The organism is Burkholderia sp. Bp9090 (assembly GCF_003857985.1).
In the GTDB taxonomy this organism is placed as follows: Bacteria; Pseudomonadota; Gammaproteobacteria; order Burkholderiales; family Burkholderiaceae; genus Burkholderia.
Genome location: NZ_QTPV01000003.1, coordinates 63,455 through 82,049, shown reverse-complemented (window position 1 = coordinate 82,049; position 18,595 = coordinate 63,455). Strand labels below are relative to the sequence as shown.

Annotated in this window: 15 protein-coding genes and 1 pseudogene; 5 read left to right on the top strand and 11 right to left on the bottom strand. The window is 70.6% G+C overall.

Going from position 1 to position 18,595, the window contains the following annotated elements:
• Positions 1 to 21: 21 nt before the first annotated feature.
• On the bottom strand, positions 22 to 1,050 hold the full coding sequence (locus tag DIE16_RS03780; protein ID WP_124666136.1) for an SDR family oxidoreductase: 1,029 nt from the start codon (positions 1,048 to 1,050) through the stop codon (positions 22 to 24).
• 25 nt (positions 1,051 to 1,075) lie between these two features.
• Positions 1,076 to 1,498, bottom strand: coding sequence for a BON domain-containing protein (locus tag DIE16_RS03775; protein WP_044843364.1), 423 nt, complete (start codon positions 1,496 to 1,498; stop codon positions 1,076 to 1,078).
• A 242-nt stretch (positions 1,499 to 1,740) separates the two neighbouring features.
• Between DIE16_RS03775 and DIE16_RS03770 the strand changes: the two genes are divergently transcribed.
• Both DIE16_RS03770 and DIE16_RS03765 read left to right on the top strand, forming a co-directional pair.
• On the top strand, positions 1,741 to 3,057 hold the full coding sequence (locus DIE16_RS03770) for a glycosyltransferase family 1 protein (RefSeq protein ID WP_044843363.1): 1,317 nt from the start codon (positions 1,741 to 1,743) through the stop codon (positions 3,055 to 3,057).
• Positions 3,057 to 4,103, top strand: a complete 1,047-nt coding sequence (locus tag DIE16_RS03765; RefSeq protein ID WP_044843362.1) for a UDP-glucuronic acid decarboxylase family protein — start codon at positions 3,057 to 3,059, stop codon at positions 4,101 to 4,103. Before DIE16_RS03770 ends, DIE16_RS03765 begins: the two co-directional genes overlap by 1 nt.
• Before the next feature lie 73 nt (positions 4,104 to 4,176).
• Here DIE16_RS03765 and DIE16_RS03760 read toward each other — a convergent pair whose 3' ends face one another.
• Positions 4,177 to 6,483 carry an ATP-binding protein gene (locus DIE16_RS03760; RefSeq protein WP_124891831.1) on the bottom strand — a complete coding sequence of 769 codons (2,307 nt, stop codon included), beginning with the start codon at positions 6,481 to 6,483 and terminating at the stop codon, positions 4,177 to 4,179.
• Positions 6,484 to 6,586: 103 nt separating this feature from the next.
• Here DIE16_RS03760 and DIE16_RS03755 point away from each other — a divergent pair, with 103 nt between their 5' ends.
• Both DIE16_RS03755 and DIE16_RS03750 read left to right on the top strand, forming a co-directional pair.
• On the top strand, positions 6,587 to 7,294 hold the full coding sequence (locus DIE16_RS03755) for a PIG-L deacetylase family protein (RefSeq protein WP_124891830.1): 708 nt from the start codon (positions 6,587 to 6,589) through the stop codon (positions 7,292 to 7,294).
• Positions 7,273 to 8,196, top strand: coding sequence for a glycosyltransferase family 2 protein (locus DIE16_RS03750; protein ID WP_124485781.1), 924 nt, complete (start codon positions 7,273 to 7,275; stop codon positions 8,194 to 8,196). Before DIE16_RS03755 ends, DIE16_RS03750 begins: the two co-directional genes overlap by 22 nt.
• 17 nt (positions 8,197 to 8,213) lie before the next feature.
• On the opposite strand, the gene DIE16_RS03745 is transcribed toward DIE16_RS03750, so the two are convergent.
• On the bottom strand, positions 8,214 to 9,581 hold the full coding sequence (locus DIE16_RS03745; protein ID WP_124891829.1) for a sigma-54 dependent transcriptional regulator: 1,368 nt from the start codon (positions 9,579 to 9,581) through the stop codon (positions 8,214 to 8,216).
• A gap of 349 nt (positions 9,582 to 9,930) precedes the next feature.
• Here DIE16_RS03745 and DIE16_RS03740 point away from each other — a divergent pair, with 349 nt between their 5' ends.
• Positions 9,931 to 11,013 (top strand): sigma-54-dependent Fis family transcriptional regulator, encoded by a 1,083-nt coding sequence (locus DIE16_RS03740; protein WP_124891828.1) that lies wholly within the window; start codon positions 9,931 to 9,933, stop codon positions 11,011 to 11,013.
• A 26-nt stretch (positions 11,014 to 11,039) separates the two neighbouring features.
• Here DIE16_RS03740 and DIE16_RS03735 read toward each other — a convergent pair whose 3' ends face one another.
• The 7 genes and pseudogenes from DIE16_RS03735 to DIE16_RS03705 form a co-directional block, all read right to left on the bottom strand.
• Positions 11,040 to 11,990, bottom strand: coding sequence for a glycosyltransferase (locus DIE16_RS03735; protein WP_124666130.1), 951 nt, complete (start codon positions 11,988 to 11,990; stop codon positions 11,040 to 11,042).
• Entirely contained in the window at positions 11,980 to 13,056 is a 1,077-nt protein-coding gene (locus DIE16_RS03730) for a glycosyltransferase family 9 protein (RefSeq protein ID WP_124891827.1), read from the bottom strand. The genes DIE16_RS03735 and DIE16_RS03730 overlap by 11 nt, the downstream gene beginning before the upstream one ends.
• Positions 13,053 to 14,054 carry a glycosyltransferase family 2 protein gene (locus DIE16_RS03725; protein WP_124485777.1) on the bottom strand — a complete coding sequence of 334 codons (1,002 nt, stop codon included), beginning with the start codon at positions 14,052 to 14,054 and terminating at the stop codon, positions 13,053 to 13,055. The genes DIE16_RS03730 and DIE16_RS03725 overlap by 4 nt, the downstream gene beginning before the upstream one ends.
• Entirely contained in the window at positions 14,051 to 15,796 is a 1,746-nt protein-coding gene (locus DIE16_RS03720; RefSeq protein ID WP_124528766.1) for a carbamoyltransferase C-terminal domain-containing protein, read from the bottom strand. The genes DIE16_RS03725 and DIE16_RS03720 overlap by 4 nt, the downstream gene beginning before the upstream one ends.
• A 252-nt stretch (positions 15,797 to 16,048) precedes the next feature.
• Positions 16,049 to 17,111, bottom strand: a pseudogene (locus DIE16_RS03715) (glycosyltransferase family 9 protein); the annotation flags it as partial.
• On the bottom strand, positions 17,108 to 17,719 hold the full coding sequence (locus tag DIE16_RS03710) for an HAD-IIIA family hydrolase (protein ID WP_044848165.1): 612 nt from the start codon (positions 17,717 to 17,719) through the stop codon (positions 17,108 to 17,110). The pseudogene DIE16_RS03715 and the gene DIE16_RS03710, both read right to left, overlap by 4 nt.
• Positions 17,710 to 18,462: an SDR family oxidoreductase gene (locus tag DIE16_RS03705; protein ID WP_124485774.1), complete on the bottom strand. Its 753-nt coding sequence runs from the start codon at positions 18,460 to 18,462 to the stop codon at positions 17,710 to 17,712. Before DIE16_RS03705 ends, DIE16_RS03710 begins: the two co-directional genes overlap by 10 nt.
• Positions 18,463 to 18,595 lie beyond the last annotated feature (133 nt).

Sequence of the window (18,595 nt, the reverse complement as noted above, 5' to 3'; positions counted from 1 at the left end):
GAAAAACGGAAAGGCACGCCATTACGTCGGGGTGCGCCGCGACCGCGCGAACGCGGCAACCATCAGCGCCGCCGCGCCCAGCGCGACCGCGCCCGCGACCTTCGGCCGCTGCACCACCGCGTTGTATGCGCAAGCGCGCAGCACGGGCCCGTCCATCCCTTCGCGTTCGTGCAGCGCATGGCGGGACTCGTACAGCGCGTTGTCGTCGCGCGGCCGCGCGGGGCGCACCGTGCGCTGGCCGCGCGAGAACAGCGTGGCCGCGATGCGATCGAACAGGCGCGGCGCGTGATACGCGCCGGCCGACGTGAGCTTCGCGGCACCGCCGACGAACAGCGCGCGGCGCGGGTGCGCCGCCGCGAACAGGATCGCGTCGGCGACGAGCTCCGGGTCGTAGATCGGGGGCGGCAGCCGCGCCTCGACATTCATGTAGTTCTTCGCGTGCATCACGAACATCGTGTCGATCGCGGCCGGCTTGATCAGCGTGACGGACACCGGCAGGCGATCGGACTCGAGCTCGAGGCGCAGCGAATCGGTGAAACCCTTCACCGCGTGCTTCGATGCCGCATACGCGCTCTGCAGCGGCACCGGCGCGTCGGACGCCTCGCTGCCCATGTTGATGATCGCGCCGCCGTGGAAATCGCTCTTGCGCCGGAAATGATCCGACGCGACGAGCGAGCCGTGCACGACACCCCAGTAGTTGGTGTCGAACAGCCGGCGCTGATCCTCGAGCGGCACCGCCGCCGCCGTGCCGAAGATCGACACGCCCGCGTTGTTGACCCAGGTGTCGAAGCCGCCATAGGTATCGGCCGCCGTCGCGGCCGCGCGCTGCAGGTCCTCGAGAATGCCGACGTCGCCGGCGACCGGCACCGCGAGGCCGCCGTGCTGGCGGATTTCCTCGCACAGCGTGTTCAGCGCGTCAGCGTTGCGCGCGAACAGCACCAGCTTCGCCCCGCGCCGTGCCGCCTTGCGCGCGGTGACGAGGCCGATGCCGCTGGTGGCGCCCGTGATCACGATCGTCTGCTCGCCGACCGGTTTGAGCATGCAGTTCATCACTGGACTCCTTCTGCGGGGCCGGTTATTTCGGGCGGATGGTCAGCTGGTCGCGCACGTCCTGCACGCCGTCGATCTGCCTGACGACACCGACGGCCTGCGTGCGCTGCTGCTCGTCCGGCACGCTGCCGGTCAGCATCACGACGCCGTGACGCGTCTTCACGTGAATGTCGCCGGCCGACAGGCCGCTCGTGCCGACCAGCTCGGCCTTCGCCTTGGTCGTGATGGTCGCGTCGCGGATCTTCGTGCCGGTGCTCGAATGCGTCATCGACGACGATGACGACGACGACATGGATGACGATGCCGAGCCGTCGTCTCCGGCGGCGAACACGTTCGGCGCGACGGCGATACAGGCGGTGGCCGCGGCGATCGCGACCGCCATGCCGAGACGGCTGGCGGGATGACGGCGGAATCGCGGTGCGCGGGCTTGCAGCGGGAATACCTTCATCGTGACCTCCTATCGTGAGGCCGGCGTGGCCGGCGGACGTCCGGGTGTCGCAAATCGCGTGCCGCGCGCACCCGGCCGCATCCACGCGCGGCCCGCCGATCGGACGCCCTTTCATCCAACCCGTTGTAATTATTTCGGCACCTGGGCGGGGCGTGTCCCCCGCAAAGTGACGGGCATGGCGATTGCCGCAGAGGGACGCAACGGGGCTCGCCGGCGCGGGCCCCGACCTCGGGAGCCATACCATGCAAAGAATCGCGTTGATCAGTGAACATGCGTCACCGCTGGGGGTGATCGGCGGCGTGGACGCGGGCGGCCAGAACATCTACGTCGCGAACGTCGCGAAGCAGCTGGCCGAGCGCGACCTCGACGTCGACGTCTACACCCGCTGCGACGATCCGCACCTGCCGGAAGTCGTGCAGATCGGCCCGCGCATGCGCGTGATCCACGTGCCGGCCGGGCCGCCCGCCGCCGTGCCGAAGGAACGGCTGCTGCCGTACATGGGTGCGTTCGCGGACTACATGACCGCGCGCATGCGGCGCGAGCCCGACCCGGTCGACGTGATGCACGCGAACTTCTTCATGTCGGGCGAGGCCGCGCTGCGCGTGAAGCAGCGTCTCGGGATCCCGCTCGTCATGACGTTCCATGCGCTCGGCCGCGTGCGCCGGCTGCATCAGGGCGCGGCCGACGGTTTCCCCGACGAACGCTTCGCGATCGAGGACACGCTCGCGCGCCGCTCGGACCGGCTGATCGCCGAGTGCCCGCAGGATGCGCTCGACCTGACCACGCACTATCGCGCCGATGCCGCGCGCATCGAGATCGTGCCCTGCGGGTTCGATGCGGGTGAATTCCGGCCGGTGCCGCGCGTCGATGCGCGTGCGCGGCTCGGCTGGCCCCACGATGCGTTCGTCGTGCTGCAGCTCGGGCGGCTCGTGCCGCGCAAGGGCATCGACACCGTGATCGACGCGCTCGCGCGTATGCCACGTGACCCGAACCGGCCGACGCGGCTCTACATCGTCGGCGGCAGCCACGCGACGCCCGACCCGGCGCGCGATCCGGAACTCGCACGCCTCGCCGCGCTCGCGCACGACGCCGGCATCGCGGAACGCGTGACGTTCGTGGGCCGGCGCGAGCGCGACGCGCTGCACCTGTACTACAGCGCGGCGGACGTCTTCGTGACGACGCCGTGGTACGAGCCGTTCGGCATCACGCCGGTCGAGGCGATGGCATGTGCCGCGCCGGTGATCGGCAGCGACGTCGGCGGCATCCGCACGACGGTCGACGACGGCGTCACCGGCTACCTGGTGCCGCCGCGCGATCCGGCCGCGCTCGCCGGGCGGCTCGTGCAGCTGCGCGCGCAACCGGCGCTGTGCGATGCGCTCGGCCGGGCCGGTTACCTGCGCGCCCACCGCTTCTACACATGGCGCGGCGTGACCGACCGCCTCGTCGACATCTACCGCGACGTCGCGCATCCTCAACGTGCCGGCACGGCGGCCGGCAGCCGCCGCACGCCCGTCGCGACCACGCCGGGCGTACTCGCCCACCGCAAGGAGAATGCATGATGAAGGGCTATGATCGCAAACGGGTGCTCGTCACCGGCGGCGCCGGGTTTCTCGGTTCGCATCTGTGCGAACGCCTCGTGACGGCCGGGCACGACGTGCTGTGCGTCGACAATTTCTACACGGGCGCGAAGGACAACATCGCGCACCTGCGCGATGCGCCGAACTTCGAGCTGATGCGGCACGACGTGACGTTTCCGCTGTACGTCGAGGTCGATGAAATCTACAACCTCGCATGCCCGGCGTCCCCCGTGCACTATCAGCGCGACCCGGTGCAGACGACCAAGACCAGCGTGCATGGCGCGATCAATTTGCTCGGCCTCGCGAAGCGCGTGAAGGCGCGCATCCTGCAGGCATCGACGAGCGAAGTGTACGGCGACCCCGACGTGCATCCGCAGGACGAGCGCTACTGCGGCCGCGTGAACCCGATCGGCATCCGCGCGTGCTACGACGAAGGCAAGCGCTGCGCGGAAACGCTGTTCATGGACTATCACCGCCAGTACGGCGTCGACGTGCGGATCGCGCGGATCTTCAACACGTACGGGCCGCGCATGCATCCGGCCGACGGGCGCGTCGTGTCGAACTTCATCACGCAGGCGCTGGCCGGCGAAGCGTTGACCGTCTACGGCGACGGCAGGCAGACGCGCTCGTTCTGCTATGTCGACGACATGGTCGATGCGCTGATCCGGCTGATGGACGAACCCGGCGACGCCTGCGAGCCGGTGAACCTCGGCAGCGACGACGAGATCGCGATGATCGACGTGGCGCGCGAGGTCGTGAGGATCGTCGGCGCGACGGTCGCGATCGAGTTCCGTCCGTTGCCGTCCGACGATCCGCGTCAGCGCCGGCCCGATCTCGACGCCGCGCACCGGCGCCTCGGCTGGCGCGCGACGACGCCGCTCGCGAGCGGGCTCGCGCATACCGCGCGGTATTTCATCCATCGGCAGGTCGCGAATCACACGCCGGGCGATCTCGTGCGCAGCACGCGGATCGCGTCGCACATGCTCGCGCAGATCAGCACACGGAACCGGCCGGGGGCGGCGACGTGAACGGCACGACGTGACACGACGCCGCGTCGTCGCACGCCCGGGGCGACGGGCGCCGCGCATCAGCCGACGCGCATCAGCCGTCGCGCGTCGTCACGCGCGCGATCCGGCGGGCCAGCTCGCGCACGTCGACCGGCTTGCACAGATAGCCGTCGAAGCCCGCTTCCAGCGCGCGGCGTTCGTCGCCGAGGCCCGCGTGCGCGGTGACCGCGAGCACGCGCAGGTTGGGCGGGCTGCCGCCGTTCGCGCCGCCGCGGCGCAATGCATCGAGCAGCCAGAAGCCGTCGCCGTCGGACATCGCCAGATCGGACAGCACGACGGTCGGCTTCACCTCCGCGACGATGGCGAGCGCGTCACGGCCCGACGACGCGACCGCGACGACCGCACCGAGCGTCGCCAGCGCGGCGGTCAGGCTCGCACGCGTGGTCGGGTCGTCGTCGACGATCAGGATGCGCTGCGACTCGAGCATCGGCGTACCGCGCGCGACGTCGTCCGGCGTGACGCTCCACGCCATCGCCCCCGCCGGCTGCCAGCCGGCCGGCAACGTCACGGTGAACGTGGCGCCGCGATTGCGGCCCGGGCTGGCGACGCTGACCGTGCCGCCGTGCAGCTCGGCGATATGCCGCACGATCGACAGGCCGAGCCCGAGCCCGCGCCGCGACGAGGCAGGCGATTCTTCCGCGCGGCGGAACATGTCGAACACGTACGGGATGAAATCCGGCGCGATGCCTTGCCCGGTATCGGCGACGGTCAGCATCGCGTGCCCGGCGTCGCGCGACAGCGTGACCGTCACCGCGCCGCCGGCCGGCGTGAATTTCAGCGCGTTCGACACGAGGTTCGACAGCATCTGCCGCAAGCGCTCCGCGTCGCCCGACACCACGCATGCGGACGTGGCGCAGTCGAATTCGAGCGCGATGCCGGCCGACGACGCGGCCGTCTGGAACGTGCCCGTCGCATCGGCGAACAGCCGCACCACGTCCACCGGCATCGAATCGATCCGCAGCTTGCCGGTCGCGAGCGACGATGCGTCGAGGATGTCGCCGACCATGTGCGTGAGCGAACGCGCGCTGCGATCGATCGCGTCGATCGCCTGCTGCTGCAATCCGTCTTCGCGCGAATTGCGCAGCACCTCGACCCAGCCGTAGATCACGTTCAGCGGCGTGCGCAGTTCGTGCGACACGGTCGCGAGCAATTCGTCCTTCAGGCGGTTCGACGTATCGGCCTGGTCGCGCGCGTCGCGCGCGCCCTGCAGCGAGCGGTGCGCGCGAAGGTCGCGGCGGCGCTGCGCGCCGGTCTCGCGCAGCGTCAGCGACAGCGCGACGCTGGCGCGCAGGTCGCCGCGCACCGGGCATGCGGACACCGTTGCGCGAAAGCGCCGGCCGTCGCGGCGCACGCACAGCAGTTCGAGCGGGCCGACCGGTTCGCGCATCGCGTCGAACGTTTCGGCCAACGGATTGCGCTGCAGCCAGCGCATCGCGACGAGCGATTCGAACGGGCGCCCGTAGGCCTCGGACTCGTCGTACCCGAAGATCCGCTGCGCGGCCGGGTTCCAGCTGACGATGCGGCCCTGGCCGTCGACCCCGACGATCGCGTCCGGCGATGCCTCGACGACCGCGAGCTGCAGCCGCGACTTGTCGGCGCGCGCGCGCGCCACGCCGGCATCGCAGAACAGCAGCACCGCGCCGTCGATGTTGCCGTGCGCATCGGCGATCGGCGCCGCCGCCTCGGCGATCGGCACCGGCGTGCTGCCGGCGGCGCCGTGCAGCCAGTGCCGGTCGGACAACGCATGCACGCCGCCGAGCGCCCGCTCGAGCGGCGTCGCCTGCACGCGCCGGCCGTCGTGATCGAACAGGCGCAGCACGTCGCTCACGGGCCGGCCCGTCGCCTCGTCCACGCCGCAGCCTGCCAGCTCGGCCGCCACCGCATTCAGGTAAGTCACCCGGCCTTTCCCGTCGGTCGCGATCACACCGTGCGGCAGCGACTGCAGCACGGCTTCGAGCTGCCGCCGCGCGGCCGCGTCACGCCGGCGCGCGACGTCGTTCGTGAGCCGCGCGTGGTGCAGCATCGCCGCGCCCGCGCAGACCAGCGTGCCGACCAGCAGGAAGACGAAGAGCTGCACGAGCCGGGCCGACAGCGGCCCGGTGTACGCGGCCGGATCGGACAGGAACAGCGCCCAGATCAGCAGCCCGCTGACCACGGTCGACACGATCCCGAACAGGAACGACGTCACCCAGGCCGCGCCGGCCAGCATCGGGTAGTACAGGATCAGCGACAGGTTCACGCCGCCAAAGCGGATCGCCAGCGCCTGCAGCACGGTGGCGATCGCGACGAACATCACGGCGGTTGCGTAATTTCCGACCTGCGGCCGTGCAAATTCAAACATCGGACACGCTCCTGCCGACCCACCGGCGGCAGCCGGCCACGCGCAGCCGGACGGGCACGTCACCTGCTCGGCCGCCTGTGCTGACCTGGGAGACCTTCATACCATGACCGCTCCGACACGCTGGCTCGTCGTCTCGCCGCACCTCGACGACGCCGTATTCAGTTGCGGGCAGCTGCTCGCGCAGGCACCGGGCTCGGTCGTCGTCACGGTGTTCGCGGGCATTCCGGAACACGGTACGGCCGCGCCGCCGTGGGACCGTCGCGCGGGATTCCGCACGGCCGACGACGCGATGCGCAGGCGCCGCGACGAGGACCGTCATGCGCTCGCGCTGCTCGATGCGCGGCCCGTCTGGCTCGACTTCCTCGACGACCAGTACGGCACGCCGGCCGCGTCGGCGGCAATCGCCGCGCGCGTGGCCGACGTGATCGACGCGCACCCGGGCTTCGGCGTGCTGGCGCCGGCCGGCCTGTTCCATCGCGATCACCTGCAGGTTCAGCAGGCCGCGCTGGCGCTGCTGCGCGATCACGGCCGGGCCGGCGACGCAGCGCGCGTGTGGCGCTTCTACGAGGATGTGCCGTACCGGCGGATCGACGGGTTGATGGCCCGGCGCGTGACCGGCTGGCGCGAGCACGGCTGGATCGGCCGCCCGGTCGGCGCGCCGGCCGGCAACGGCATGGACACGGCGGCTGCGAAGGCCGCCGCCGTCGACGCGTATGCGAGCCAGATTGCGCTGTTGGAGCCTCATATGCGTGCCGATCTCCGTGAACCCGAAACATACTGGCGGCTCGAATGCGACGGCACGTCCGCGTGACGCCCGCGCGTGTCGTGCTGCCGCCGCGCGAACCACGCGTGACCGCGGTGGTGCTGACCTGCCGGCGCTCGATGGAGCTCGCGCGCACGCTGGCGCGGCTCTCCGCGCTGCCCGACCGGCCGGCGATCGTCGTCGTCGACAACGGCTCGGACGACGCGACCGCGGCGCTCATGCACAGCCGCTTTCCTCATGCGACGCTGGTGCATGCGCCGGCCAATCTCGGGGCCGCCGGCCGCAATCTCGGCGCGGCCGTCGCCCGCACGCGCCACGTCGCGTTCTGCGACGACGACACGTGGTGGGCGCCCGGCTCGCTCGCCGAAGCCGCGAACCTGCTCGATGCGTACCCGCATGTCGCGGCCGTCACCGCGCGCGTGCTGGTCGGCCCCGACCGGCGCGAAGACCCGACCTGCCGGCTGATGGCCGACAGCCCGCTCGATGCGCCCGTCGCGCTGCCGGGCCGCCCGATCCTCGGGCTGCTGGCCGGCGCGAGCGCATTCCGGCGCGACGCGTTCGTGGCCGCGGGCGGCTATCATCCGCGCTACTTCCTCGGCGGCGAGGAAGCGCTGCTCGCGCTCGACCTGTATCGCGCGGGCGCGTGGCTCGTCTATGCACCGCGTCTGACGGTTCATCATTACCCTTCGAAGCAACGCGACGTGCAGACGCGCGCGAGCGTGTCCGCCCGCAACGCGGTGTGGACCGCGTGGCTCAGATGGCCGGCCCGCGCCGCGCTCGCGCATACCGTCCGCATGCTGCCGCGCCTGTGGCGCGAACGCGGCATCGTGCCCGCCTTCGCGGGCCTGCCGTGGATCCTGCGCGAACGGTGCGCGCTGCCGCCGCACGTCGAACGCATGCGCCGCCGGCTCGACGACGACGCGCGTCGCCGCGCGGGCGGGCGCGCATGAGCGCGCCCGGCACGACATCAGGAGTCCGGTTTTTCCGCTTCGTCTTCCAGTTGCGCGAGCCGGTTGTAGATCGTCTTCAGGCTCACGTCCAGCACTTCGGCCGCCTGCGCCTTCACGCCGCCGCATTTCGCGATCGTGCCGAGAATCAGCTTGCGGTCGACTTCCTCGAGCGGCGTGCCGAACGGCACCGTCACGCGATCCTCGTGCGCGTCGACCATGTTCGACAGTTCGTCCATGATCAGCGGCGGCAGCGTGTCGATCACGTCCGCGTCGGCGAAGATGCTCGCGCGCTGCACGAAGTTGCGCAGCTCGCGCACGTTGCCGGGCCATGCGTAGGACTTCAGCGCTTCGCGCGCGGCGGGCGCAAAGCGCAGATTGCGGCCGCTTTCCGCGTTGTAGTGCTGCAGGAACGCGTCGGCGAGCATCGGGATGTCGTCGCCGCGCTCGCTCAGCGACGGCAGCGGAATCGGGAACACGTTGATCCGGTGATAGAGGTCGGGCCGCAGCTTGCCGTCGGCCATCGCGGCTTCCGGATCGCGGTTGGTCGCCGCGACGATGCGCACGTCGACGTCGATCTCGCGCGTCGAGCCGAGCCGCGTGAGCCGCCCGGTTTCCAGCACGCGCAGCAGCTTGACCTGCGATTCGACCGGCATCTCGGTGATTTCGTCGAGGAACAGCGTGCCGCCGTCCGCGCGTTCGAAGAAGCCCTTGTGCTGCCGCTCGGCGCCGGTGAAGCTGCCGCGGTCGTGGCCGAACATCTCGCTCTCGACGAGATTCGCGGCGATCGCGCCGCAGTTCACCGCGAGGAACGGGCCGCGGCGGCGCAGGCTCAGGTCGTGCACCGTCTGCGCGGCGAGTTCCTTGCCGGTGCCCGACTCGCCGGTGAGCAGCACCGACGCCTCGGTGCGCGCGACGCGACCGATCGCATCGTAGACGGCCTGCATCGCGGGCGAGCTGCCGAGCATCCGGCCGAAGCGGCCGAGACGCTTCAGTTCGGAGCGCAGTTCGGCGATTTCCTCATGCAGTGCGGTGGTGCGCGGCACGCGCGCGAAGATGCTGTTCAGCCGCTGCATGTTGATCGGCTTCACCAGATAGTCGGTCGCGCCGCGCCGCAATGCGTCGATCGCGGTTTCGAGGCTCGCGTGACCGGTGGTCAGCACCATTTCGCAATGCGCGCGCTTCGGCAACGCGTCGAACAGATCCATGCCGTTGCCGTCCGGCAGCACGAGATCACACAACACGAGATCGGGGGTGTGCGTCGAGACGAGCGTGCGCGCTTCCTCGAGGGTCGCGGCCGTGTCGCATGCAAGCTGCTGCGCTTGTGCGAGCGTCGCGAGCATCGTTCGCGTATCGGCGTCGTCTTCGACGATCAGGACATAAGGCATCGAAGCTCCTGGTGGGTGCGGCCCGGGCGCAAGGCGTCGGCCGAAACCGCGGCGGGCGTGCGATGCGGGGTACGACGCCGGAACTCCGGCGGCACATCCGCACCGCACACGAATGAGCAAATTAGCTGTCCTGCAGTGACAAACGCGTGCCTAGAAGTATAGAAGAAGTGCGTCGTGCCTTCGCCGATCATCGAATAAATCTATCTGTCGTCGACCACCGCATTGCCAGATTCAATCCGGCGAAACGGGCATAAAAGGTATGCTTTCCACATGAAAAAATGATGCGTGGCGGTCATTTTTTCGCCTGCTCCTCGACGGTTTCGGTCAATACTTCCAACTCGATACACTCATGTCGAAATCCGACGATGACGGCGCGCGGCTGTTCGGCCGCTCGCCAACGATTCAGGACCTGCTGCTGAAGGTAGCGCGTGTCGCCGCGACGCGCGTCAGCGTCCTGGTGGTCGGCGAGAGCGGCGCCGGCAAGGACATCGTCGCGCGGCTCATCCACGACATGAGCCCGCGCCGGCGCGGGCCGTTCGTGCCCGTCAACTGCGGGGCGATTCCGAAAGACATCGCGGAATCCCATTTGTTCGGACATGAAAAAGGCAGCTTCACCGGCGCGATCGCGCAACATGTGGGCATGTTCGAAGCCGCGCGCGGCGGCACGCTGTTTCTCGACGAAATCGCGGAAATGCCGGCGGAATTGCAGGTGAAACTGCTGCGCACGCTGGAGACGAACACGATCGTGCGCGTCGGCGGTCACGAAGCGATTCCGCTCGACGTGCGGATCGTCGCGGCCACCCATCACGATCCGGTCGAGGCCGTGCGCAGCGGCCGGCTGCGCGAGGATCTGTTCTACCGGATCGCGACGATCGCGCTGCACGTGCCCGCGCTGCGGCAGCGCGAGGACGACGTCGGCGACATCGCGCTGCAGATCGTCGAACGGCTGAATGCACGGCATCGCACGCGCAAGCGTCTGTCGCTGCAGGCGATGAAGGCGCTGCGCGCCTATACGTGGCCCGGCAACGTGCGCGAGCTGCGCAACGCGCTGGAGCGCGCGTTCATTCTCGCCGACGAGCAGATCGAACTGCAGCTGCCGCGCCGCCAGCCGCCGCGCGAGGAGGTGCGTCACAACGCGATGACGCTCCATATCGGCACGACACTCGCGCATACGCAGCAGCGCTTCATCGTCGCGTCGCTGCGCCATTTCAACGGCGACAAGCCGCGCACCGCGAAGGCGCTCGGCATCAGCCTGAAGACGCTGTACAACCGGCTCGCGCTGTTGCCCGAACACGAGCGCAACGCGGCGAGCGGCGCGGCTGCGCCGACGCCCGCCGCGAGCAGCGCAAGCGGCGCCAGCGGGACCGACGCTGCGGCCAGTGCCGCCGGCAGCCCGAGCGCCGGTATGCCGCCGGGCGCAACGAACCCGTAAGCGGGCCGCGCCGGCGGCCGCCCGGTCTACGCCGCGACGTCGCACAACGCGCTGTCCCACTCGCGCACGAACCGCTCGATCCCGAACCGCTCGCACGCGTCGCGCTTCGCCGCCGCGCCCCACTCGCGCGCGAGATCCGGATCGCGGAGCAGCATGCGCATCGCGTCGATCAACACGGCAGGCCGCGTATCGGCGACCCCGTTGCAGCCGCTCCTCACGAGCTGCGCCATCTCCGTCGTTGCGAGCGCAACGATCGGCAGCCCGATCATCATCGCCTCGATCACCGCGAGCCCGAGGCTCGTGTAGCGGATCGGATTGAAGAAGAAGCGGTAGTGCGACAGGAACTGCGGGAGCGCCGGATTCGGCACCTCGCCGATGCCGCCGAGCTCGGCCGAGCCCATCCCGACCAGATCGAGCGGCACGCTGTGACGCACGGTCTCGAACAGGTCCGCGCCGAGACGCCGCCCGCGTCGCGCGAGGTGGTTCACGACCGTCACGCCCTTGGGCAGCGTGCCGCGATACTCGACACCGTCGGGCAGCAGCACGCCGTGCTCGATCACGCGCGTCGGCGTGACGCCGCTGTCCCACATCAGCGCGTTGAACGGCGTCACGTGCACCAGCAACACGTTCGGGTCCTGCACGGGGTGCAGCGTGTCGGTCGGATGCTCGCGCGGCGGATCGTGTTCGACGAACAGCGCCGGCAGCGCACGCTGCGCGTCGCTCAGGAGCCGCAACCGGTCGTGCGCGTAGTGATTGTGATGCTGGTACAGCACGCAGTCGAACTCGGTGTCGCGCACGCACTCGACGGGCACCTCGTACACGTTGTCGCCCCACGGCAGGTGCCCGACCCGACCCGCGTAACCGGGCGGATGCTGCGGCTTCGTCACGATGTAGAAATCGTGCGGCACCTGCGACAGGTAATACAGATAGTTGCCATGCACGTGCCAGGTGAGCACGCGCAAGCGCTTACGTGACATGACGTCTCTCCTCCGCGAGCAGCTTGCCCGCCCGCTCCATCACGTCGTCGACGCCGATCGCCGTCGCGCACTCGTGCCCGTACGGGCAGGTATCGAACGCGCACGGCCGGCAGGCCGGATAGTGCGCGAGCACGCGATGGCGTTCGGCGTCGAGCGGCGCCCAGCGGGCCGTGTCGCTGCCGCATGCGACGACGATGCTCGGCGTGCCGAACGCCGCCGCGACATGCGACACGCCCGTGTCGTTGCACAGCACGAGTCGCGCGCGGCCGATCAGCGCGGCCAGCGCGCCGAGCGGCGTGCGCCCGCACAGGTTCACGCACGGCCGCGCGAGATGTTCGACGAACGCGCCGGCCAGCGCGAGTTCCGCGCGCGTGCCGGTCAACACGATCTGCCAGCCGTCGTCCGCGAGCTGGTGTGCCGCGCTCGCGAAACGCTCGACCGGCCAGCGCCGCGACGCCATCCGCGCGCCCGGATGAACGATCACGTAGCGGCCCGGATCGAGCGCATGCTCGTCGCACAGCACGTGCCACAGCGCGTAGTCGAGGCCGCCCAGCGGAAACTCCAGGTAGTCGCCCCAGTCCGGATAGCCGAGCTTGCGGGTCAGCGCCAGGTAGCGCGTGACCTCGGGCTCGCCGTCGCGCCAGACGAGCGCACAGTCGAGCGCGGTCGTGCCGCCGTCGGGCGGCACGAAACCGGCGGTGCGCGTCGCACCGAGCGACGCGACGATCGCGTTGGTCTGCACGCCGCTGCCGTGCAGCTGGATCGCGAGATCGAAGTCGCGCGCGCGGCATTCCGCGACGAACGCCTCGCGCGCGGCCGGCTCGGCGTCCGGCTGCTCGCCGAGGCCCGGCGCGCCGGGAAACGCGATGAAATTGTCGATGTAGTCCGAGAAGCGCGATGCGAACTCGCGCGCCCACGGCAAGCCGATCAGCGTGATGCGCGCATCCGGCTCGCCGCGCCGCAGCGCGCGCAGCGCCGGCACCGCGCACAGCATGTCGCCGAGCTGCAGCGCGCGGAACACCGCGATGCGCATCGGACCGGACGACGAAACGGATTCGAGCATCATAGGAAGAACACCCGGAAGTGGAGCGCACCGCGCACGCGCCAGTACAGCGACACGGGCGGAATCGCGATCGACGTGACGATCATCTCGGCGACATGCGACGGCGTGAGCCGCGTGCCGCGCAGCCGCTTCGCGCAGAATGCGGCCGTGATCACGGCCCAGGCCGCCGCGCATGCGATGCCCGGCACGCGCCATCCGGCCGCGAAACAGCCGAGCGCGCCGAGCGCGAACAACACGGCCGCGTAGTAATTCCACGGCGGCATCGCGCGGATATGACGCCGGTAGGTCGCGCGATGCTTCTTGTACAGCAGCGCGTCGAAATACACCTTCGACTGCTGGCCGATGCTCGCGCCCCAGCGCGCGGGACGCACCGGATGCACGATCCGCGCGGCATCGACGCCGACGATCGGCCCCGCATGCTCGCGCAGCGCGAACATCAGGTCGGCGTCCTCGCGCCATGCGCGCGTGAAGCGCTCGTCGAACCCGCCGACGCGCTCCAGCGCCGCGCGCCGCACGAAGCAGTTCGCGGTCGCGAATTCCGCATGCGCGAGGCCGGCCGCGTCGCGCTCGTGGTCGGTCGGGCGCGCTCGCAGCGGCACGTCGATGCGCCCCGCCGCGGCCGCTGCCGACGGTTCGGCCAGCAGCGCGGCCGCGCCGTGGCGCAGCCAGGTCGGATCGGGAATCGTGTCGTCGTCGGTGAACGCGATCAGCGCGCCGCGCGCGCTGCGCCAGCCGATGTTGCGCGCGCCCGCCGGCCCCTGCGTATCGGGCGCGGTCATGTAGCGGATCACCGGCACGTCGGTCATGCGCGCACGGCACGCGTCGACGGTTTCCCATGCGCTGCCGGCCGGGTCGTCGTCGACGACGACGATCTCGTAGGTGGTCGGATCGAACACCTGCGCGCACAGCGCGTCGAGGCAGCGTTCGAGCAGGCGGGGCCGCCGGTACGTCGGCACGACGACCGACACGACCGGCGGCAACTGCGTGTCGCGCATGTTCATCTCGGCTTCTCCAGCAGGAACGAACCGATCACGAGCGCGTCGAGCGGCGAAGTCCAGAAGCACTCGAGCGCGTCGCGCGGCGTGCAGACGATCGGTTCGCCGCGCGTGTTGAACGACGTGTTGACGAGCACCGGCACGCCGGTCAGCGCGTCGAACTCGGACAGCAGCGCGTGCAGCAGCGGATGCTGGTGTGCGTCGACGGTCTGCACGCGCGCGGTGCCGTCGATGTGGCGCACCGCCGGAATCGTCGCCTCGGCGCCGGGCGCGATGTCGTACACGAACAGCATGAACGGCGCGCGCAGCGGCGTGCGCCGCCCGCCGTTGAACCAGTGGTGTGCGTGGCTTTCTAGCACGACCGGCGCAACCGGCCGGAAGTCCTCGCGATCCTTGATCCGGTTCAGCTTGCGCTGCATGTCCGGATCGATCGGCGACGCGAGGATCGAGCGCGCACCGAGCGCGCGCGGCCCGAACTCCATGCGGCCCTGGAACCAGCCGATCACGCGGTTTGCCGCGAGCAGCGCGGCCGTCTGGCTGGCGACGTCCGCGAGCCGCCGGTACGGCAGCCGCGCTTCCTTCAGGAACGCCTCGATCGCATCGTCGCCGTACGACGGCCCGAGATACGCGTGATCCATCCGCCAGTCGCCGCGCATCCCGCGCATCCGGAAATCGGTCCACAGCGCGGCGCCGAGCGCGGTGCCCGCGTCGCCTGCCGCCGGTTGCACCCACACGTCGTCGAACGGGCCGCGATCGCGGATCTTCGCGTTCATCACGCAGTTCAGCGCGACGCCGCCCGCCATCGCCAGTTGCTGCTCGCCGCTCTCGGCCGCGAGCCAGTCGACCGCCTGCAGCGTCGTTTCCTCGAGCACCAGCTGCAGCGCATGCGCGATGTCGCAGTGATGCGGCTCGATCGGTCCGCCGCGCTCGCGCGGCGCGCCGAACAGCGCGACGAGATCGCCGTCGGCAACCTCGTAGCGCCCGTCGCCGTTGTAGCTCACCAGCTTGCGCATCGCGTCCGCGAACACCGGCTTGCCGTACGACGCGAGCGCCATCACCTTGTACTCGTCCGACGAATGCAGGAAGCCGAGGTAGCGCGTCACGCGCTCGTACAGCAGGCCGAGCGAATGCGGCAGGTTGACCTGGCCGAGCCGCCGGTACGACTGGCCGTCGAACACGCCGTAGCTCGTCGTCGCGCGTTCGCCGCGTCCGTCCATCGTCATCACCGCGCAGTGCTCGTACGGCGCCGCGAGAAACGCGCTCGCCTCGTGCGCGAGGTGGTGCTCGATGAAATGCCAGCGAAACGGCCCGTCGTGCGCGACGCCGCGAAAGCGCCGCTGCAGGTGGTGCGGCGCGCCGCCCGCGAGCTGGCGCGGCGCGTTCACGATCGACGACAGGAACAACGGATGCCACGGCGATGCGCCGTCGGCACGCCGCGCATGCGCGGACGGCGCGAGCGGCAGCGTCAGCTCGGGCGCGTCGCCGTGACGGTCCAGTTCGAGCCACGGATCGTACGAATATGCGACATGGTCGACGTCCGCGAGCGCGATGTCCGCTTCCGCCAGACAATAGTCGATCGCGTGAAACGGCAGCTCCCAAGTCGAGAACGGCACCGGCCGCTTCGCGTGCTTCACGTGCGTGAAGCGTTCGTCCTCGGCCGCCGCGATCACCGCGCCGTCGCGCACGAGGCACGCGGCGCTGTCGTGAAAGGCGGCATTGATGCCGAGCGTATAGGTCGGAGCAGGCATGCGTCAGGTCCTCGTGATGACTTGCGCGAACGGAATCACGTTCGACACGCTCGACGCGTTCGCCGCGACCGGCTCGGCAGCGTGCAAGGTGGCGCGCGCGGCCGCGTGTTGCGCATGGCGCGCGCTACGGCGCAACAAGCCGTGCGTCGCCTCGACGACATCGTCGACGCTCACGCCGAGCAGGCACGGATGGCCGGGCTGGTTGCAGACGCTGCGGTAGCAGTTGCGGCACGGCACGTCGACGTTCAACGCGCGGTGCGGCACACGCCACGGCGTGTGCTGCGGATTGGTCAGCGCGTACAGATCGACGACCGGCGTGCCGAGCGCGGCCGCGAGATGCACGGGGCCGCTGTTGTTCGTCAGCAGCAGGTCGGCCGTCTCGATCAGCGCGCCGAGCTCGCCGAGCGGCAGCACGCCGGCGAGCGGCACGGCGCGCGGCCGGGGGGGGTGTTTGTTTCGTCCCCGCCGGGGGGCCCGTCTCTCTCCGGCGCCCCTGCCCCCGTCGCGCACCCCGCCGGGGGTGGGGCCGGGCGCGCGGCCCCGCGCGTTCGCACACGGCATCGACGAGCGCGCGCTCGTCGGCGCCGCCCGTCACCGCGATGCCGTCGAACAGCGGCGCGAGCCGCGCGGCCACGTCGCCGAAGCGCTCGGCCGGCCAGCGCCGCGATGCCGCGCTCGCGCCCGGATGCACGACCAGCCAGCGCGTGCGCGCCGGCGCCGGCCGGCGCGGGCCGCCGATGCGCAGCAGCGCCGCGCGCAAGCGCGAGTGCAGCGCGCGTCTCGCCGCATCGCCCGGCTCGAACGCCATGCGCCAGTCGCACGTCTTCGCGCCGATCGCGCGGACCAGCGCAAGCTGGCGCGCGACTTCGTGGCGCACGCGCGAATCCGGCTCGGTCTCGGGCACGCGGTCGGTCAGCAGTTCGTAGGGGTTCTCGCGGCAATGCGCGAGCCGCAGCGGGATGCCCGCGAGCCAGCACATCATCGCGGCCGGCAACGGACTCTGGCTGTATACGGTGAAGATCACGGCCGCGTCGAAACGGCCGGCCAGCAGCCGGTCGATCATGTCGAGATCGACGACCGGATCGCCGCGCACGTCCGGATGCTTGACCCACGGCGCGTCGTACGTCCACACGTCGTCGACCATCGGCAGGTGTTTCGCCAGCGCGGCGCCGGTGCGCGACGTCAGCAGCGTGAGCCGGCGGCCGCGCCCGCTCTCCTTCAGCGCGCGCAGCGCGGGGGTCGTCATCAGCACGTCGCCGAGGCTGTCGAGGCGCACGCACAGAATGCGTCGCGCGCGATCCCAGGCGGCGCTCATCGCCGCACCCACGAGCCGTGGCGGCGCACGGCCTCGCGCGCGACGAGGTCGGCGGCGAGGTCGAGCCGGTCGACCACATGGTGCGGCGTGCGCGCGGCATCGAGCCGCCATTGCGTCTCGTTGCCGCGGTCGACGAGTATCGTGCCGCAGCGCGCGGCGCGGCCGGCCTCGACGTCGTCGAGAATGTCGCCGATCATCCAGCTCCACTCGGCGACCGCGCCGAGCGTGGCGATCGCGCGGCGCACCATCCCCGGGCGCGGCTTGCGGCAGATGCAGTCGCAGGTGTAGCGCGGCACGCTGCCCGCCGGGTGATGCGGGCAATAAAAAAAGTCCGCCAGCACCGCGCCGTTCGCTTCGAACAATTCGGCGAGACGCTGACGGACCGCGCCAAGCTTCGATTCGGCAAAGTAGCCGAGCGCGACGCCCGGCTGGTTCGACACGACCGCGATCGGCATGCCCGTCGCGCCGAGCGTGCGCAATGCGCGCGCGGCGCCCGGCGCAAGCTGCATCCGCGCGGGGTCGACGTTGTATGGCAGGTCCTCCAGCAGCGTGCCGTCCTTGTCGAGCAGCACCGCGCCGGGCAGCCGTCGCGCGCGACTCACGGCCATGACGTCTCCTTCATCGGCAGCACCATCAGTTCCGGCACGACGGTGCCCGGCGGCTGCGTCAGCACGAAACGCACGGCCGCCGCGACGTGTTCCGGCGGCTGCAGCGTGTCCACGTCGATGTCGGGGAAGCGATCGAGCAGGAACGGCGTGCGCATCCCGCCCGCGACGATCGCCGACACGCTCACGCCGGCCGGCCGAAGCTCCGCATGCAGCGCATGCGACAACCCGAGCAGCCCCCACTTCGTCGCGTGATACGCGGACGCATTCGGCCATGCGCGCTTCGATGCGGTCGACGCGATGTTGACGATGTGGCCGCTGCCGCGGGCCTTCATCATCGGCACGGCCGCGTGGCACATCAGGTACGGGCCGAACAGGTTGGTCATCATCACCTGCTGCCAGGCGGCGACGCTGACGTCGTCGATCGGCGCGGTCACGTCGATCGCCGCGTTGTTGACGATCACGTCGACGTCGCCGAGCGCCTCGCGCGCGTCGTGCATGACCTGCAGCACCGACGCCTCGTCGCGCACGTCGAGCGGCCGTCCGACCGCGCGGCCGCCATGCCGCTCGAGGCGCTGCGCGACGGCCGCCGCGCGATCGCCGTCGAGATCGGCAACGATCACGTGTGCGCCGTGTTGCGCCAGTTCCTCGCAGATGGCCTCGCCCAGGCCGCGACCGCCGCCCGTCACGAGCGCGGTGCGACCGGCGAGCGACGCTCGCGCTGGATCGTGAGTCGCGTTCAACATGCACCTCCTGTAAGCGTCCGGAATATCGAGGCGTTGACACTTGTCGTGACAAACGTCGTACCAGAGGTACAGCGAAAACCGTGCCATTGCGCGAACGCCCGCGCCACATCGCGCTCCCCCCGCGCGCCCGCTG

What these genes read in the sequence shown, in the direction of transcription:
- DIE16_RS03780 (WP_124666136.1), bottom strand. Translation starts at nt 1,050, where the DNA reads ATGAACTGCATGCTCAAACCGGTCGGCGAGCAGACGATCGTGATCACG.
- DIE16_RS03775 (WP_044843364.1), bottom strand. Translation starts at nt 1,498, where the DNA reads ATGAAGGTATTCCCGCTGCAAGCCCGCGCACCGCGATTCCGCCGTCAT.
- DIE16_RS03770 (WP_044843363.1), top strand. Translation starts at nt 1,741, where the DNA reads ATGCAAAGAATCGCGTTGATCAGTGAACATGCGTCACCGCTGGGGGTG.
- DIE16_RS03765 (WP_044843362.1), top strand. Translation starts at nt 3,057, where the DNA reads ATGAAGGGCTATGATCGCAAACGGGTGCTCGTCACCGGCGGCGCCGGG.
- DIE16_RS03760 (WP_124891831.1), bottom strand. Translation starts at nt 6,483, where the DNA reads ATGTTTGAATTTGCACGGCCGCAGGTCGGAAATTACGCAACCGCCGTG.
- DIE16_RS03755 (WP_124891830.1), top strand. Translation starts at nt 6,587, where the DNA reads ATGACCGCTCCGACACGCTGGCTCGTCGTCTCGCCGCACCTCGACGAC.
- DIE16_RS03750 (WP_124485781.1), top strand. Translation starts at nt 7,273, where the DNA reads ATGCGACGGCACGTCCGCGTGACGCCCGCGCGTGTCGTGCTGCCGCCG.
- DIE16_RS03745 (WP_124891829.1), bottom strand. Translation starts at nt 9,581, where the DNA reads ATGCCTTATGTCCTGATCGTCGAAGACGACGCCGATACGCGAACGATG.
- DIE16_RS03740 (WP_124891828.1), top strand. Translation starts at nt 9,931, where the DNA reads ATGTCGAAATCCGACGATGACGGCGCGCGGCTGTTCGGCCGCTCGCCA.
- DIE16_RS03735 (WP_124666130.1), bottom strand. Translation starts at nt 11,990, where the DNA reads ATGTCACGTAAGCGCTTGCGCGTGCTCACCTGGCACGTGCATGGCAAC.
- DIE16_RS03730 (WP_124891827.1), bottom strand. Translation starts at nt 13,056, where the DNA reads ATGATGCTCGAATCCGTTTCGTCGTCCGGTCCGATGCGCATCGCGGTG.
- DIE16_RS03725 (WP_124485777.1), bottom strand. Translation starts at nt 14,054, where the DNA reads ATGAACATGCGCGACACGCAGTTGCCGCCGGTCGTGTCGGTCGTCGTG.
- DIE16_RS03720 (WP_124528766.1), bottom strand. Translation starts at nt 15,796, where the DNA reads ATGCCTGCTCCGACCTATACGCTCGGCATCAATGCCGCCTTTCACGAC.
- DIE16_RS03710 (WP_044848165.1), bottom strand. Translation starts at nt 17,719, where the DNA reads ATGGCCGTGAGTCGCGCGCGACGGCTGCCCGGCGCGGTGCTGCTCGAC.
- DIE16_RS03705 (WP_124485774.1), bottom strand. Translation starts at nt 18,462, where the DNA reads ATGTTGAACGCGACTCACGATCCAGCGCGAGCGTCGCTCGCCGGTCGC.